We start from the raw sequence: 17,523 nt of genomic DNA, 5'->3' as shown, positions 1-17,523 counted from the left end.
CCCGAATGATTTGTGTCACCCCAAATATTTCCGCCGGGCCTTGTTGTCCGGTTTTTTTTGCTTTTAATTCCTGCGCGAACCTCCGTAAAGTTAATTTCCCCCGTAAAGTAAACGTTCTCTCCCCGTCACTCCGTCTGAAGGAAACAAATAGCCGCTACAGTTCTGCTTCTGAAAAGCGCCAGATAGCGCAGATTGGCGCATTACCGATTTAAACCACGGCCCAGGACTCCTCTGGAAAATCGCCGCTACCCGACGATTCCGATTCACAGGTGTGACCTTTCAGGTTATTAAGATTGGCTGAATGATCAGATAGCCCGGCTATCCGCTTGAACAGCGCCCCCCATGCAGCGTTGCGCTTCTTTACTCATGGCAATTGTGGTAAAAAACGGGGTTAACTTTGCACGGGCTGAATGGATAAAATGACAACACTGGAAACGCAGATCTCAGCGAATGTAGCGCGGTTAAATCAACGAGCCACTCGCGTCGTTTTTTTAATCGCCGGGATTGGTATGGCAGCCTGGGCACCGCTGGTCCCTTATGCTAAAGATCGTGCTGCGCTAAGCGATGCTTCCTTCGGTACGCTGCTGCTGTTTCTCGGGCTGGGATCGCTGATTGCCATGCCGGTAACCGGCGTTCTGGTGGGACGTTATGGCTGTAAGCGTATTATTACCTGCGGCAGTGCTTTTTTACTGGTGTTGCTGCCCCTTCTGGCCCTGTTCTCTTCCCCTTTTTCTCTGGCGCTGGCGCTGATGGCCTTCGGTGCATCGATTGGATTAATTGACGTCGCCATGAATATCCAGGCGGTAGAAGTCGAAAAAAGTTCGGGCAAAGCGATGATGTCCGGCTTTCACGGTTTCTTCAGTATGGGCGGTATCGTCGGAGCCGGACTGATGAGCCTGATTTTGGCTCTGGGCATGACCCCGGTGCATGCGGTACTGGTGATTAATCTGCTGCTGATCGCACTGTATCTTTATTGCCAGCGCCATATCCTGAACGAACGCCTGCATCAGCCCGATACCCCCATGTTTGTTCTGCCGCGCGGTTGGGTGCTGTTCCTTGGTGTATTGTGCTTTATTCTGTTTCTTGCCGAAGGTGCCATTCTCGACTGGGGCGCACTGTTTCTGACTCATAGCCGCGATGTGCCCGCCGCGCAGGCCGGGATGGGCTATGCGGTGTTTTCCGTCGCCATGACCATCGGCAGATTATGCGGCGACTGGGTTGTGTTAAAAGCGGGCCGCACGGCAACACTGTTCTTTGGTTCGCTTTGCGCCGCAGCAGGGCTGGTGCTGGCGGTAACCATCAACGACTCAACGATGACGCTCGTGGGCTTTTTACTGGTCGGTTTTGGTGCATCGAACACCGTGCCGATTATGTTCAGCGCCGCCGGAAACCAAAAAACCATGCCGGTGAACCTGGCTATCTCCGCGATGACAACGATTGGCTATGCAGGCATTCTTGCCGGCCCGGCACTGATCGGTTTTATTGCTCAGTGGTCAAGTCTTTCGGTCGCCTTCAGCGCCGTTGCTGCACTGCTGTTAGTCGTTGCTGCCAGCGCGAGATTGATCACCCGATGAGCGGTGCCAACGTATGACGACCTATAAATTCCCGCTGACATCCGCTAACGTCACGCGATTTTTCGTGCTGTTTATTCTGCTATTGCTGCTGGCATCCGGCTTTATGATTCAGAATGCGGTGAGTGCCTGGCTTACGGCCAGGCACTACGTGATGAATGATATTACTCACGCCATGCAGAAACGCATTGATACTTATCGTTTTGCTACCTGGCAGATTTATGAAAATCTGGCGGCGACCGCAGCGGGTACAACGCCTTCCGAAAGCCTACAGGAAACCCGACTGCGTCCCGATGTCTACGCGCTGGAAAAGAACCGGCGCAAAACGGAGGCGCTGATTTTCGGCTCGCACGACAGCAGCACGCTGGATATGTCGCAACGCATGTCCAACTATCTGGATACCCTCTGGGGTGCTGAAAACAGTACCTGGTCAATGTATTTCCTGAATGGTCAGGACAACAGCCTGATTCTGGTTTCAACTCTGCCACTGAAGGATATGGCAACGCGCTACAAAGATAACGCCATCAGCAATATCGTTGAGGCGCGCCGGGCGGAAATGCTCCAGCAGGCGAATGCACTGGATGAGCGCGAAAGTTTCTCTCCGCTACGGCGGTTAAGCTGGCAAAACGACCACTACTTTACTATGCGCACCACCTTCAATCAGCCCGGTCATCTGGCAACGGTAGTGGCCTTCGATCTACCGGTGAACGACATCATTCCTGAAGCCATGCCGCTGGAAAACTTCCAGCTGCGGCAGGATACTGCGCCGGTGGCTGAAGGTAGCGACAGTGAGGATAACAGCAGTAAAGCGCGCATTAACTGGGTGAATCCCAATATTGAAATTGCGACATCGCTCTCCGGAACCCCTTTGCAGCTGGTGTACCGCGTACCGGTGACCGAACTGGCGCTGGATACGCTGCACAATTTACTCTGGCCGCTGCTGGCGAATCTCAGCCTGCTGCTGCTGTCGCTCGCCGGCTTGTTCCTGCTCCGCCAGCAGTCGCTGCGGCCGAGTGAAAATCAAAGTGCCGAACTGGAATCACTGCGTCAGCTTAACGAGGAAATTGTCGCCACGCTGCCGGTAGGACTGTTGGTTTACGATTTTGCGAACAACCGAACGCTGCTCTGTAACAAGATTGCGGAACACCTGTTGCCGCATCTAAACCTGCAAAAAATTATCAATATGTCCGATCAGCATCAGGGCGTTTTGCAGGCGACGGTCAACAATGAAGTCTATGAAATTCGCCACGCACGCAGCGCAATCTCTCCGCATACGCAGCTGTTTATGATGCGCGATCAGGACCGTGAACTGCTGGTTAATAAAAAACTGCAGAAGGCGCAACAGGTTCTGGATAAAAATCATCAGTCGCGGCAGCAGCTGTTACAAAATCTGGGTCATGCCCTCCAGCGACCGCTCAGCGATGTGATTCAGCGCCTGCTGACCCTGGGCAGCGATTACGATGTGGAATCGCTTAATCACTCCCTGGAATCGGCACAGTCTCTGGAGCGTCTGATCGACGATATCGTACTGCTGAATCAGCTTGAAACGCTGGACTGGGCGCCGGAAGTGGGCCTGTTTAATGTACAAACGCTTCTGGATGAACTGGCCCAGGACGTTCTGCCGATGATGCGGCGTAAAGGCTTAACGCTGATGATCGCTAATCATCTGAGCAGCGATGAACTGCGGTTGGGCGACCGTCGCGCCATGGCAAAAATCCTCTCCACGCTGATGTACTATGCTATTACCACCACGATGTGGGGGCGAGTCAGTTTGACGGTCAATACCGCCACGGATAATCGGGAACGGCTGGTGATTGATATTGTGGATACCGGTTCCGGCCTGTCGGCTGACGAAATGGCCAACACCGATTTCCCGTTCCTCGGTGAAACGCATAAAGATCGCTTTGGTCAGGCATCCGGTATGGCCTTCTTCCTTTGTAAACAGCTTTGCAAACAGCTTGGCGGCCAGCTCGATATTCATGCGACGGCGGAAATTGGCTCCCGATACAGCATTCAACTGCCGCTGCCATCCGAGCCGCAGCAGGAACAGGAAGAGAAACTGCTCGAAGGTGTGAATGCCCTGATAGATATCACTGTTGATGACGTGCGTAAAATTGTGGTGCATCAACTTGAAGACTGGGGTGCCAACTGCATTACGCCAGATGAGCGCTTCTCCGGCCAGCAGCATGATGTGCTGGTTACTGACGATCCGTCACGACTGACGCCGTGGTCATTGCTGCTTGCAGACGACGAGCCCGGCTTTACTCTGCTGGCTCACGGCCAGTATCGGGTTAATTTCAATATCAGTAGCGCAATGCAGGATGCACTGTTGCAGCTGATCGAACAACAGCTGGCACAGGAAGAGTCGGTTGAAGAAAGCACGGAACCGCAGGATTTGGCACAGCTATTTGCCAGCGGTTATTTCCAGCTATTTGTGGACACAGTTCCGGATGATGTCAGGAGGTTGTATAATGAGGCAGCAAACAGGGAATACAGTGCGCTTGCTCAGACAGCACACCGGCTTAAAGGTGTGTTTGCCATGCTCAACCTGCTCCCCGGCAAGCAGCTCTGCGAAACGTTAGAGCAGCACATCCGCGAATGTAGCGATTCAAACATTAAAAATACCACCAGTGAAATTGACCATTACGTCAACGAGCTGCTGCTGCAAGGTAACCCATAAAATGAATAACCTGAATGTAATCATTGCCGACGACCATCCCATTGTCCTGTTTGGTATTCGTAAATCCCTCGAACAAATTGAATGGGTCAACGTTGTAGGGGAATTTGAAGACTCCACAAGTTTGATCAACAGCCTGTCTAAGCTTGAGGCCAACGTACTGATCACCGACCTGTCTATGCCAGGAGATAAATACGGCGACGGTATTACGCTGATCAAATACATCAAACGCCACTATCCTGACCTGTCGATTATCGTTCTGACCATGAACAATAACCCGGCAATACTGAGCGCCGTGCTGGATCTGGACATCGAAGGAATTGTGCTGAAACAGGGCGCGCCAACCGATCTGCCTAAAGCCCTTGCCGCACTGCAGAAAGGCAAAAAATATACGCCAGAGAGCGTGGCAAAGCTGCTGGAGAAAATCAGCGCTGGCGGTTACGGTGATAAACGCCTGTCGCCAAAAGAGAGCGAAGTACTGCGCCTGTTCGCAGAAGGCTTCCTGGTCACTGAAATCGCCAAGAAACTGAATCGCAGTATCAAAACCATCAGTAGCCAGAAGAAGTCAGCGATGATGAAACTGGGCGTGGAAAACGACATTGCCCTGCTGAACTACCTGTCATCCGTCAGCATGTCCTCGGTTGATAAAGAGTAAATCCTCGATGGGGCGACAGATTCAGGTCGCCCCACGTACTTTACCCCGCCCTGCCCTTTCTCACCCGCTCGGCATAAAAAGCCAGCGCCTGCTGTAAAACATCCATCGTCACCGGCTTCGACAGGCAGTTATCCATTCCCGCTTCCATACAGCGCTGTTTCTCTTCTGCCAGTGCATTGGCGGTAACGCCGACCACCGGGAAGGTTTGACCCAGCTGGCGTAAACGCTGAGTCAGGCGATAGCCATCCATATTCGGCATATTAACGTCGGTCAGCACGATGTCGATTTCGCTGCGGCTGATAACGTTTAGCGCGTCGACGCCATCCTGCGCGGTTTTCACCCGATACCCCAGCGATCCCAGCTGATCCGACAGCAACATGCGGTTAATGGGGTGATCGTCCACCACCAGAATCAGAATATCGTCATTGCTCACCGCCTGCTGATCGGCTGCAACCGCCTGCGGCAGTTCAGCGGGGAGCTCCACCTCAACACGGTAAATGCGCCCCAGCAGGGACACCAGCTCGTGAGGCGCGATGGTGCTGTAGATCCATCGACCGGCAATCAGCTCCTGCGGTGCTCCGTTGTGACTGGCATCAAAGCGGATCACTGCGCGAACGTCGCTGTCCGGCTGGAAATCATGGTCGGTGATAACGACATCATCCGCTGCGTATTCACCTTCATAGCGATGCACCTGAATACCCTGCTGCGGCAGCGAGCGGCAGAGGAAATCCGCCAGCGTGTCGTTACGTATCGCCAGCCAGCAGTGTTTATCCTGCAGTCCGTCATGCAGGACCGGCGCAGCAACGTTGCTGTTATAAAGAGGGATACGAATAGTAAACTGGCTTCCCATACCCGGTTCGGAATCCACCTCAATATCGCCATCCATCATATTGATTAGTTTTTCACAGATCGCCAGCCCGAGCCCGGTTCCCTGGAAATTACGCTGCACGCCGCTGCCGACCTGGAAGAACGGATCGAACAGCTTGATGACTTCTTTACCCGGTATTCCCACGCCGGTATCACGCACGCGGAATGCCAGATAGCCATCGCGCACGTATACATGCAGGATGATGCCGCCGGTATGAGTGAACTTAATGGCATTGTTTAGCAGGTTTGAAAGCACCTGTTGCAGGCGCATCGGATCGCCGTTCAGCGTTACCGGAACGTCATTGTCGATAAAACACCACAGCGTCAGGCGCTTCTTAATCACCATCGCCAGATAGTTAGAGGTGATATGGGTGACCACTTCGCGTGGGGAAAACTCACGCGGTTCAATTTTCAACTGTTCCGATTCAATTTTGGAGAAGTCCAGGATATCACTGATGATCTTCAGCAACAGGCTGGAAGAGTTGTTCATCGCGGTAACCAGCGACTCCACCCCCTGCGGCAGACTTTTGGTTTGCAGCAGATCGAGGTTGCCGATAATGCCATAAAGCGGCGTTCGCAGTTCGTGGCTCACGGTGGCCAGGAACATTGACTTGGACTGGCTGGCCTGCTCCGCCGCCTGCGCCATCTCCTGCAGCGACTCTTCCATTTTCACGCGGGCGCTGACATCCACCAGCACGCAGATGGCGACGTTCTCGTTACGGTAGCGAGAGTGAACGAAGCTAATTTGCAGGTTGGTATTGCTGCCGGTCAGTACATCCACCAGATTGGCCTGCTGGCCGCAGATAATTTCAGTCAGCCGCTGGCGATCTTCCTGCGTCAGGATAGTGAGATAATTATGCGCCAGCTCGTTACTGAGGATGTTGGTGCCGTCGCTGGTCCGCAGGATACAGATCCCTACCGGGGCGGAAGCCACAATTTTACGGTTAAACTGCTCGTGTTCTTCCAGCCGATGGGCGTTATCTTCCGCCGGTAAAAACATCCGCCGCTCCAGCAGCCAGGCCAGAGTAAACAGCAGCAGTGCGCTAATCAGATTCAGCAGCACGGCATTCACGATCAGGATTTTAAGCTGTTCCACCATCACATCGGTGGGAACGGAGTACACGACGCTCAGCGACGAAGGCGGCAGGCTTTTTTTCATGATCAGCTGCTTATAGCCCTGAACATAGCCGAACCAGGCATCCTCGTCCGGTAAATCGTCGGATGAAAACGACGGGCCGCCACGAGCGGAAGAGAGCATCCGTTGATTATCTTCATCAACCAGAGTGACCGTCACCGGCAGGCTTCCCGGTGTGATAAAATCTTCCATGCGAATAGACTGCTCAATGCCAAGCAGCGCAGCAACTTTGTTCGCGATGTAAACCGGGGTAATCATATAGTAATAACCCACGCCGGGCTGAGCTGTCGGAGCTACCCAGAAGATGCTGCTTTTACGTTCATCTTCATTACCATTGCGGTACTTAAGAATACGTTCATTCAGCAGCTTTAATGCTCTTTCACGGTCTACCGAGGCGTTACCGACGCCAAAGTCCGCCAGACACTGGCTTTCGCCCCCCACGAAGAACACCCGGTTCAGATCGTAGGCCGTCGCAAAATTATCCTTCCAGTAGTGCAGGAAGTAGCTGAGGGATTCAAGCGAACTGCGCCATGTGTTACTCATCGCACTGCAGTCCGAGTCGGCATACAGCGGATAAAATTGTGGCGTGGCGGTTTTACCGGGAAACACACCGCTTAGCACATCAAGCCCGTTATTGGCGGCATTTAGCCGGTTCTCAGCAATAAACTTCAGCTCGCGGGTCACATCTGCGGAGTGCCGGACATACCACTGCGTTTGATCGTAGCTGGTATTAAACTCCTGACGGACCTGCGATTCTCTTTCATGCAATACGTTGATAATGTAAAACGCGGTCAGCAGCGCGCCGAGCGTCCACAGCATCAACGCCAGCGCGCGGAACAGATAGCGGGAAATGCGTAACGTGGTGCGGAAAGAGACGAGATATTTCAAATGGAACCCACTGACGTCCAAAACAGGCTGATGATAGCAAACGTGCCGATACAGTAGCGCCAGCCTGCTAAAAAAGCCAGTTTGCACCGCAGGCTCAGCGCGTTAATTCAGTCTGTTCCGAGGCGGATTTACGCCACTCCGATGGCGTTGTGCCACAAACGCGGCGAAACTCACGATTAAAGTTGGATTTTGTCAGAAACCCGACCTCTTCCATAATCTCAATCACGGTTCCGTCTTCCCGGCGCAGGCGCTCGCAGGCCTCCCTAATCCGCCAACCGTTGACATATTGCGACACGCTTTGCTGGCGTAGCGCATTGATCGCCGCCGAAACGCGCCGTGCCGGGATGCCGGCTTTACGCGCCAGCAGTGCCAGATTCAAATCTGTCCGCCGGTAAAGACCTTCCTGCATCAGCCGCTCAATGCCGATAAAAATATCATGGTCACCGGCATCGGGCTGCCTCGGCAAACCGGGTTCTGGCTGAACGGGGTTGGCCGGGGCCAGCACCAGCGACAACGATAAAACAGCACAAACCAGCAGATTACCGCAGAACAGCAACAGCTGGACCCCTGCCCCACTGGCAAAGTTAACCAATAGTGAAACGGCCACATCCAACAGCGCCACCGCGATAAGCACGATCGCCAGCCAACGCCAGGTTTTAACAGTGGGAACACTGCGCTCCAGCGCCACCGTTGGCAGCACGTCGCTGCCCGCTTTGAGGGAAGTTAACATCAAACCAGCACAGGCGAACCAGATAACCGGCATCAGTACATCAATCGCCTGCGGGAAACCGGTGACGGCGGCTGCCATCAGCAGTACCGGCAGCAGGCTCAGCCCGTATCTCAGCGGTTTACCCTGCTGCTCCCGGAGCGCCAGCAGGCAGGCAAGCGGCAGCATGGCACCGGTAACCGGTTGAAGCTTATGCCAGATAGCACTATCCAGGAGCGTACTGATTCCGGCGTTCAGACTGTGGATCAGACACAGCAGCAACAATCCACGCCACACCCATCCGGCCTGCCAGCGTTTAACCAACAACAACAGACAAATCAGACTCAGCAAAAAATTAATCGGTATCAACATAGGACTCTATCGCGATCGAGGACGCCAGGCGCCGCTAACAAGCTGATAATCAGACCTTTATACACAAGGAGAGAAATTAATGCGCCTGTTTATTTACCTGGTACTTTTACTTATTCCCGTTAGCGGCTGGAGCTACAGCGTGGGAAACCGGCTGGAAACGCTGGAAAACGTCTCCCCGGGGCGGGATCTGAAAGTACGAATATTTTATCCCACCACTAGCAACAGCGAGCCACAGCTGCTGGGCAGCAATAGGGTTTTTACCGGCTATAAAGCGATCCCCGATGCCCCGATAGCCAGCGGCCATTTCCCGCTGGTTTTATTAAGTCACGGCAGCGGGGGAAATAATGCCAGCCTTGCCTGGCTTGCTACGGCGCTGGCAGAACGCGGCTCTATCGTCGTGGCGGCCAGTCACCCCGGAAGCACCACCGGGGATTCGCGGCCTGAAACGGATTTGACGCTGCAAACCCGCGATTTGTCGTTGATGCTTGACCACTACCTTGCAACTGGCGTCTGGAAGAACAGCATTGATGTAAGCAAAATCGGCGCGATAGGCCACTCCAAAGGCGGTTACAGCGTGTTGGCACTGGCGGGCGGATTGATTAACCGCCAGCGCTTAACGCATTACTGCGAGGATATGCCGCAGATGCCGGACTGTCGTTTTTACAAGCAAAACGGAATACAGCTGGAGAAAACTGAGGATGCCCGCCTCGCGGCCAGCTATCGCGATCCGCGAATCACCTTCGCTATCGCGCTCGATCCGGGGATGAGCTATGTCTTAACCCCAGAAAGCCTGAAGGCCATTTCCATTCCGGTACTGACCCTTGCCGCAGGCTATTACAGTCGGCCAACGGGAAAAATGACGCTGGGGACAGAGGAAATACACACGCCACGCCAGATCATGCCACAGGCCGGGCACTTTGATTTCCTGCCGGTCTGCCAGCCGACGGCGGAGAAGATTCTGGCCGAAGAGGGAGAAGCGTTTATCTGCGATACTCCCGCCGCAGAGCGGGAACGGATTCACCAGCAGACGATAACCGCAGTCACGGAATTTATGCAGCAGGCGGGGATTGAAACTAACGCAACACAGCCTTAACGGCTAAATGCAGAGGGGGTATTTCTGCGTAATGTCTTCCAGTCTTAAATTTTTGGCAATAAAAAAGCCGGTTCATCTGAACCGGCTTCTCGGATAACTACAGCATCAACGATTACTCGTCATCTGCCTCAGTCGCATCATCGTCAGTATCCACTTCCGGGGCGATCTCATCATCCCCTTCCGCAACGCTGCCGTCGATGGCATCCAGCTCTTCTTCCGCAACCGGCTCGGCTACACGCTGCAGCCCCACCACGTTTTCTTCTTCCGCAGTACGGATCAGAATAACGCCCTGAGTGTTACGGCCAACCACGCTGACTTCCGAAACACGCGTACGCACCAGCGTACCGGCATCGGTAATCATCATGATCTGATCGCTGTCGACAACCTGCACTGCACCGATCACCGGTCCGTTACGTTCGGTCACTTTGATCGAAATAACACCCTGCGTTGCGCGCGACTTGGTTGGATATTCGGTGTTCGCTGTACGCTTACCGTAACCGTTCTGGGTCACCGTCAGAATCGCACCATCATCGCGAGGAACGATCAGAGACACCACGCGATCGCCTTCGGCAAGCTTGATGCCGCGCACGCCGGAAGCGGTACGACCCATGGCACGCACGGCGCTTTCCGCGAAGCGCACCACTTTACCCGCTGCGGAGAACAGCATCGCTTCATCGCTACCGTTGGTCAGCGATACACCGATCAGTTCGTCATCATCACGCAGGTTGACGGCAATAATACCGGCGCTGCGAGGACGGCTGAATTCGGTCAGGGCGGTTTTCTTCACAGTACCGCTGGCGGTAGCCATAAAGATATTCCAGCCTTCGGCGTATTCACGCACCGGCAGAATCGCGGTGATACGCTCATTGGCCTCAAGCGGCAGCAGGTTGACGATCGGACGCCCACGCGCGCCACGGCTGGCTTCCGGCAGCTGGTAAACCTTCATCCAGTAGAGACGGCCACGGCTGGAGAAGCACAGAATGGTATCGTGCGTGTTGGCCACCAGCAGGCGGTCAATAAAGTCTTCTTCTTTGATGCGCGCGGCTGATTTACCTTTACCACCACGGCGCTGGGCTTCGTAGTCGCTCAGCGGCTGATACTTGACGTAACCCTGATGCGACAGGGTGACCACAACATCTTCCTGAGTGATCAGGTCTTCGATGTTGATGTCAGCGCTGTTAGCGGTAATTTCGGTGCGGCGCTTATCGCCGAACTGATCGCGGATCAGCTCCAGCTCTTCGCGGATCACTTCCATCAGGCGCTCGGCACTTTCCAGAATGCGCAGCAGTTCAGCGATCTGCATCAGCAGCTCTTTGTACTCGTCCAGCAGTTTTTCATGCTCAAGGCCGGTCAGTTTCTGCAGACGCAGATCCAGAATCGCCTGAGCCTGCTGCTCGGTGAGGTAGTACTGACCGTCGCGAATACCGTACTGCTCTTCCAGCCATTCCGGACGCGCTGCGTTGTCGCCTGCGCGTTCAAGCATGGCGGACACATTGCCCAGCTCCCATGAACGAGCAACCAGGCCTGCTTTCGCTTCAGCCGGCGTTGGCGCACGACGGATCAGTTCAATGATCGGGTCGATGTTGGCCAGCGCCACGGCCAGCGCTTCAAGGATGTGCGCACGATCGCGAGCCTTGCGCAGCTCGAAGATGGTGCGGCGGGTAATCACTTCACGGCGGTGACGCACGAAGGCTTCGAGAATATCCTTCAGCGGCATAATTTTTGGCTGGCCCTGATGCAGTGCCACCATGTTAATGCCGAAGGAAGTTTGCAGCTGGGTCAGCGAGTAGAGGTTGTTCAGAACCACTTCACCGACCGCATCGCGTTTCACTTCGATCACGATGCGCATGCCGTCTTTATCGGACTCATCGCGCAGCGCGCTGATGCCTTCAAGACGCTTTTCTTTCACCAGCTCGGCAATTTTCTCGATCAGGCGCGCTTTGTTCACCTGATACGGAATTTCGTGCACGATGATGGTTTCACGGCCGGTTTTGGCATCGGCTTCTACGTCAGCGCGTGCGCGGATGTAGATCTTGCCGCGGCCGGTGCGGTAGGCCTCTTCAATGCCGCGACGGCCATTGATGATTGCCGCCGTCGGGAAGTCCGGCCCCGGGATGTGCTCCATCAGGCCTTCAACGCTGATGTTTTCATCTTCAATAAACGCCAGGCAGGCATTGATGACTTCAGTCAGGTTGTGCGGCGGAATATTCGTCGCCATCCCCACGGCAATACCGGAAGAACCGTTTACCAGCAGGTTAGGCACCCGCGTTGGCATCACTTCCGGGATCTGCTCGGTGCCATCATAGTTTGGCACAAAATCGACGGTCTCTTTTTCCAGATCCGCCAGCAGCTCGTGGGCGATTTTAGACATGCGCACTTCGGTATAACGCATCGCTGCAGCGGAGTCGCCGTCGACGGAACCGAAGTTACCCTGACCATCTACCAGCATATAGCGCAGGGAGAACGGCTGTGCCATACGCACAATGGTGTCATACACGGCAGTGTCGCCATGCGGGTGATATTTACCGATAACGTCGCCGACAACACGGGCGGATTTTTTATACGGTTTATTCCAGTCGTTACCGAGAACGTTCATGGCGTAAAGCACGCGGCGGTGAACCGGCTTCAGGCCATCGCGAACGTCTGGTAATGCGCGGCCAACGATGACCGACATGGCATAATCAAGGTAAGAGTTCTTTAACTCTTCCTCGATATTAACCGGTGTGATTTCTCTGGCTAGGTCGCTCATGGAGCCGCTATCCCTCTAGATTATTCCCGGATTCAAAGGTGCGAAAGTATATCACACTGCGCCCAGGTGGTGAACGGAAAGCGTCAGTTTGGCCGCTTTATTGCATTCTCAGGTCGCTCTGGCCCGCAGCGTTGCCCACAGGCACGGCGAAACATGTATACTGCAGCAAACTTTGGCTGGAGTAATAACCCAATGAATAAAGAACAAAACGGGGCCGCGCAGAACGTTGATAGCGGTGAAATTGCTAAATTTGAAGCCGTTGCTTCGCGCTGGTGGGATCTGGAAGGCGAGTTCAAACCGCTGCACCGCATCAACCCGCTGCGCCTGGGCTATATTGCGCAGCATGCCGGGGGCCTGTTCGGTAAAAAGATCCTCGACGTCGGCTGCGGCGGCGGCATTCTTGCGGAAAGCATGGCGCGTGAAGGCGCGAACGTTACCGGCCTGGATATGGGGGCCGAGCCGCTGCAGGTTGCTCGCCTGCACGCACTGGAAAGTGGCGTAAAAATTGATTATATCCAGCAGTTGGTTGAAGAGCATGCCGAACAGTTTGCCGGACAGTACGATGTGGTGACCTGCATGGAGATGCTGGAACACGTCCCCGATCCGCGCTCGGTGGTTCACGCCTGCGCTAAGCTGGTGAAGCCTGGTGGTGAAGTGTTCTTCTCAACGATTAACCGTAACAGCAAAGCCTGGCTGATGGCCATTGTCGGCGCGGAATACATTCTGCGCATGGTGCCGCGCGGCACGCATGATATCAAGAAGCTGATTCGCCCCGCCGAGCTGCTGAACTGGGTGGATGAAACCACACTGCGCGAACGCCATATGATTGGCCTGCACTACAACCCGCTGACCAATCACTTCAAGCTGGCCCCGGGTGTGGATGTTAATTACATGGTCCATACGCACCGCGTGGAGTAAAGTTTCTACCCCGGCCGATTGGCCGGGGCTGTTTTACCTTTAATCCGCTGCCTGAAATCCCGCACTGTCGCCACAACTTTAGAGCCAGAAAAATCTGGAAATTTCAACGCTGAACAATATTTCCGCGCTCGATCATATTTCTAAAAAAAATCTTTTTCCATTGACATGGACCCTGGGCCTTGAGAAACGCGGACTTAGCCAAAAAAGGTGCCAACGGACAGCAATTTTTCGTGAAAATCAAGCCTTGTTAACCACACGAAACTTACTAGAATACTCACCATATTGTTATCCAGTCTTCTCTCACCCCCTATATGTAGTGTTTATCCACAGAGTTACTCACAACGAGCAAGCTGTGTATAAACGTGGGGATTATTTGTTTAAAACAGGTAAAACGCGACATGAATCAGAGTCTGCTTGTCACTAAGCGCGATGGCCGTACCGAACGCATCGATCTAGATAAAATCCACCGTGTGCTCGATTGGGCTGCCGAAGGGCTGCAAAATGTCTCCGTCTCCCAGGTTGAACTGCGTTCGCATATCCAGTTCTACGAAGGTATTCGCACGTCTGATATCCATGAAACGATTATCAAGTCTGCGGCCGACCTGATTTCCCGCGATGCGCCTGATTACCAGTATATGGCCGCCCGTCTGGCGATTTTCCACCTGCGTAAAAAAGCCTACGGCCAGTTTGAGCCGCCGAAGCTGATCGACCAGGTGACGCGTATGGTAGAGATGGGCAAATACGATCGCCACCTGCTGGAAGACTACAGCCGCGAAGAGTTCGAGCAGATGGACGGCTTTATCGACCACTGGCGTGATATGAACTTCTCCTACGCCGCGGTTAAGCAGCTGGAAGGCAAGTATCTGGTGCAGAACCGTGTAAGCGGTGAAATCTATGAAAGCGCCCAGTTCCTTTATATCCTGGTTGCTGCCTGCCTGTTCTCCGGCTATCCGCGTGAAACGCGTCTGGACTACGTTAAGCGTTTCTACGATGCGATCTCTACCTTCAAGATCTCGCTGCCAACACCGATCATGTCCGGCGTGCGTACCCCAACCCGTCAGTTCAGCTCCTGCGTGCTGATTGAGTGCGGCGACAGCCTGGATTCGATTAACGCCACCTCCAGCGCAATCGTGAAATACGTTTCTCAGCGTGCAGGCATCGGCATCAACGCGGGCCGTATCCGCGCTCTGGGCAGCCCGATCCGCGGCGGTGAAGCCTTCCACACCGGCTGTATTCCGTTCTATAAGCACTTCCAGACCGCAGTGAAGTCCTGCTCTCAGGGCGGCGTGCGCGGCGGTGCGGCAACGCTGTTCTATCCAATGTGGCACCTGGAAGTGGAAAGCCTGCTGGTGTTGAAAAACAACCGCGGCGTGGAAGGCAACCGCGTACGTCATATGGACTACGGCGTGCAGCTTAACAAGCTGATGTATCAGCGCCTGCTGAAGGGTGAAGAGATTACCCTTTTCAGCCCGTCCGACGTGCCGGGCCTGTACGATGCTTTCTTCGCCGATCAGGATGAGTTCGAGCGTCTGTACACCAAATATGAGAAAGACGACAGCATCCGCAAGCAGCGCGTCAAAGCGGTCGACCTGTTCTCACTGATGATGCAGGAACGCGCGTCTACTGGCCGTATCTATATTCAGAACGTTGACCACTGCAACACCCACAGCCCGTTCGATCCGGCTATCGCGCCTGTCCGCCAGTCCAACCTGTGCCTGGAAATCGCGCTGCCGACCAAACCGCTGCTGGACGTTAACGACGAAAACGGTGAAATTGCGCTGTGTACGCTTTCCGCATTTAACCTGGGTGCGATTGAAAGCCTTGACGACCTGCGCGAGCTGGCAACCCTGGCGGTACGTGCACTGGATGCCCTGCTGGATTATCAGGATTATCCAATTCCGGCGGCTAAACGCGGTGCAATGGGTCGCCGTACCCTCGGTATTGGCGTGATCAACTTCGCCTACTACCTGGCGAAAAACGGCGTGCGCTACTCCGACGGCAGCGCAAATAACCTGACGCACAAAACCTTTGAAGCCATTCAGTACTGGCTGCTCAAGGCTTCTAACGATCTGGCTATCGAACAGGGTGCCTGCCCGTGGTTTAACGAAACCACCTATGCTCAGGGTATTCTGCCGATTGATACCTACAAGAAAGATCTGGATGCGATCAGCAACGAACCGCTGCATCTGGACTGGGAAGCGCTGCGCGAGTCGATCAAAACTCACGGCCTGCGTAACTCCACGCTGTCTGCCCTGATGCCGTCTGAAACCTCTTCGCAGATTTCTAACGCTACCAACGGTATTGAACCACCACGCGGCCATATCAGTATCAAAGCATCTAAAGACGGTATTCTGCGCCAGGTCGTACCGGAGTATGAGCGTCTGAAAGACAACTATGAACTGCTGTGGGAAATGCCGAACAACGACGGCTATCTGCAGCTGGTGGGTCTGATGCAGAAGTTTATCGATCAGGCGATTTCATCCAACACCAACTATGACCCGACGCGCTTCGCTAACGGTAAGGTGCCGATGAAGCAGCTGCTGAAAGATCTGCTTACCGCCTATAAGTTCGGCGTGAAAACGCTGTACTACCAGAACACCCGTGATGGTGCGGAAGATGCGCAGGATGACCTGGCACCTTCAATCCAGGATGACGGCTGCGAAAGCGGCGCCTGCAAAATCTAATCTTCAGGGGGCCATCTGCTGGCCCCCTCCCTGATTTCCTGTAGCACGACTCAGCTACCACGACGGATTATTATTTATGGCTTACACCACGTTTTCGCAGAACAAAAATGACCAGCTGCTGGAGCCGATGTTTTTTGGCCAGTCGGTCAATGTTGCCCGCTACGATCAGCAAAAGTACGATATCTTTGAAAAGCTGATTGAAAAGCAGCTCTCTTTCTTCTGGCGTCCGGAAGAAGTGGACGTTTCGCGCGATCGCATCGACTATCAGGCGCTGCCGGATCACGAAAAGCATATTTTCATCAGTAACCTGAAGTACCAGACGCTGCTGGACTCGATTCAGGGACGCAGCCCGAACGTGGCGCTGCTGCCGCTGATCTCGATCCCTGAGCTGGAAACCTGGGTAGAGACCTGGGCGTTCTCAGAAACGATCCACTCGCGTTCCTACACCCATATTATCCGCAATATCGTTAACGATCCGGCCGTGGTCTTTGACGACATCGTGGCTAACGAGCAGATCCTCTCCCGCGCGAAAGATATTTCCGCCTATTACGACGATCTGATCGAGATGACCAGCTACTGGCATCTGCTGGGTGAAGGCACCCACGAAGTTGCCGGTAAAACCATCACCGTCAATTTGCGTGCGTTGAAAAAGCAGCTGTATATCTGCCTGATGAGCGTTAACGCGCTGGAAGCGATCCGCTTCTACGTCAGCTTCGCCTGTTCGTTTGCCTTCGCCGAGCGCGAGCTGATGGAAGGTAACGCCAAAATCATTAAGCTGATCGCTCGCGATGAAGCGCTGCATCTGACCGGCACCCAGCATATGCTGAACCTGCTGCGCAGCGGTGAAGACGATCCGGAAATGGCAGAGATTGCTGCTGAGTGCCGACAGGAATGCTACGACCTGTTCGTACTGGCAGCAGAGCAGGAAAAAGAGTGGGCGGAATACCTGTTCAGCGGCGGCTCGATGATTGGTCTGAATAAAGATATTCTGTGGCAGTACATTGAATATATTACCAATATTCGTATGAACGCCGTGGGTCTGGACCTGCCGTTTAAAACCCGCTCAAACCCAATCCCATGGATTAACTCCTGGCTGGTATCGGACAACGTGCAGGTTGCTCCGCAGGAAGTAGAAGTCAGCTCCTATCTGGTTGGACAGATTGATGCGGAAGTGAATACCGACGATCTCAGCGACTTCGAGCTGTAAA

Annotated in this window: 10 protein-coding genes; 7 read left to right on the top strand and 3 right to left on the bottom strand. The window is 54.1% G+C overall.

The window, feature by feature from the left end:
* Positions 1 to 419: 419 nt before the first annotated feature.
* From IBT47_RS15400 to rcsB, 3 genes are read left to right on the top strand one after another with little or no spacing between them, the layout of a single operon-like run.
* Positions 420 to 1,574 (top strand): MFS transporter, encoded by a 1,155-nt coding sequence (locus tag IBT47_RS15400; RefSeq protein WP_200546181.1) that lies wholly within the window; start codon positions 420 to 422, stop codon positions 1,572 to 1,574.
* Between the two features lie 13 nt (positions 1,575 to 1,587).
* Entirely contained in the window at positions 1,588 to 4,251 is a 2,664-nt protein-coding gene (gene rcsD / locus IBT47_RS15395; protein WP_200561239.1) for a phosphotransferase RcsD, read from the top strand.
* 1 nt (position 4,252) lies between these two features.
* Positions 4,253 to 4,903 (top strand): response regulator transcription factor RcsB, encoded by a 651-nt coding sequence (rcsB, locus tag IBT47_RS15390; protein ID WP_105591299.1) that lies wholly within the window; start codon positions 4,253 to 4,255, stop codon positions 4,901 to 4,903.
* 40 nt (positions 4,904 to 4,943) lie between these two features.
* On the opposite strand, the gene rcsC is transcribed toward rcsB, so the two are convergent.
* Entirely contained in the window at positions 4,944 to 7,793 is a 2,850-nt protein-coding gene (gene rcsC / locus IBT47_RS15385; RefSeq protein ID WP_200561237.1) for a two-component system sensor histidine kinase RcsC, read from the bottom strand.
* Between the two features lie 94 nt (positions 7,794 to 7,887).
* On the bottom strand, positions 7,888 to 8,871 hold the full coding sequence (locus IBT47_RS15380) for an AraC family transcriptional regulator (RefSeq protein ID WP_200561235.1): 984 nt from the start codon (positions 8,869 to 8,871) through the stop codon (positions 7,888 to 7,890).
* Between the two features lie 79 nt (positions 8,872 to 8,950).
* On the opposite strand from IBT47_RS15380, the gene IBT47_RS15375 reads away from it, so the two are divergent.
* Positions 8,951 to 9,964, top strand: coding sequence for a hypothetical protein (locus IBT47_RS15375; RefSeq protein ID WP_200561233.1), 1,014 nt, complete (start codon positions 8,951 to 8,953; stop codon positions 9,962 to 9,964).
* Positions 9,965 to 10,076: 112 nt separating this feature from the next.
* Here IBT47_RS15375 and gyrA read toward each other — a convergent pair whose 3' ends face one another.
* The gene (gyrA, locus tag IBT47_RS15370) at positions 10,077 to 12,713 is read right to left on the bottom strand and encodes a DNA topoisomerase (ATP-hydrolyzing) subunit A (protein WP_200561231.1); all 2,637 of its coding nucleotides are present in this window, start codon (positions 12,711 to 12,713) and stop codon (positions 10,077 to 10,079) included.
* A gap of 192 nt (positions 12,714 to 12,905) precedes the next feature.
* Here gyrA and ubiG point away from each other — a divergent pair, with 192 nt between their 5' ends.
* From ubiG to nrdB, 3 genes are all read left to right on the top strand, one after another.
* Positions 12,906 to 13,631, top strand: a complete 726-nt coding sequence (gene ubiG, locus IBT47_RS15365) for a bifunctional 2-polyprenyl-6-hydroxyphenol methylase/3-demethylubiquinol 3-O-methyltransferase UbiG (RefSeq protein WP_200546175.1) — start codon at positions 12,906 to 12,908, stop codon at positions 13,629 to 13,631.
* 398 nt (positions 13,632 to 14,029) lie between these two features.
* Complete coding sequence (nrdA, locus tag IBT47_RS15360; RefSeq protein ID WP_105591293.1) at positions 14,030 to 16,315, top strand: class 1a ribonucleoside-diphosphate reductase subunit alpha; 2,286 nt, start codon at positions 14,030 to 14,032, stop codon at positions 16,313 to 16,315.
* Between the two features lie 76 nt (positions 16,316 to 16,391).
* A complete protein-coding gene (gene nrdB, locus IBT47_RS15355; protein WP_200561228.1) occupies positions 16,392 to 17,522 on the top strand; it encodes a class Ia ribonucleoside-diphosphate reductase subunit beta in 1,131 nt (376 codons plus the stop codon).
* The last annotated feature ends 1 nt before the right edge of the window (position 17,523 follow it).

Origin of the sequence: Erwinia sp. S43, assembly GCF_016624745.1 — a bacterium.
Lineage (GTDB): Bacteria > Pseudomonadota > Gammaproteobacteria > Enterobacterales > Enterobacteriaceae > Erwinia > Erwinia coffeiphila.
This window is presented reverse-complemented; position numbering and strand designations above follow the sequence as displayed.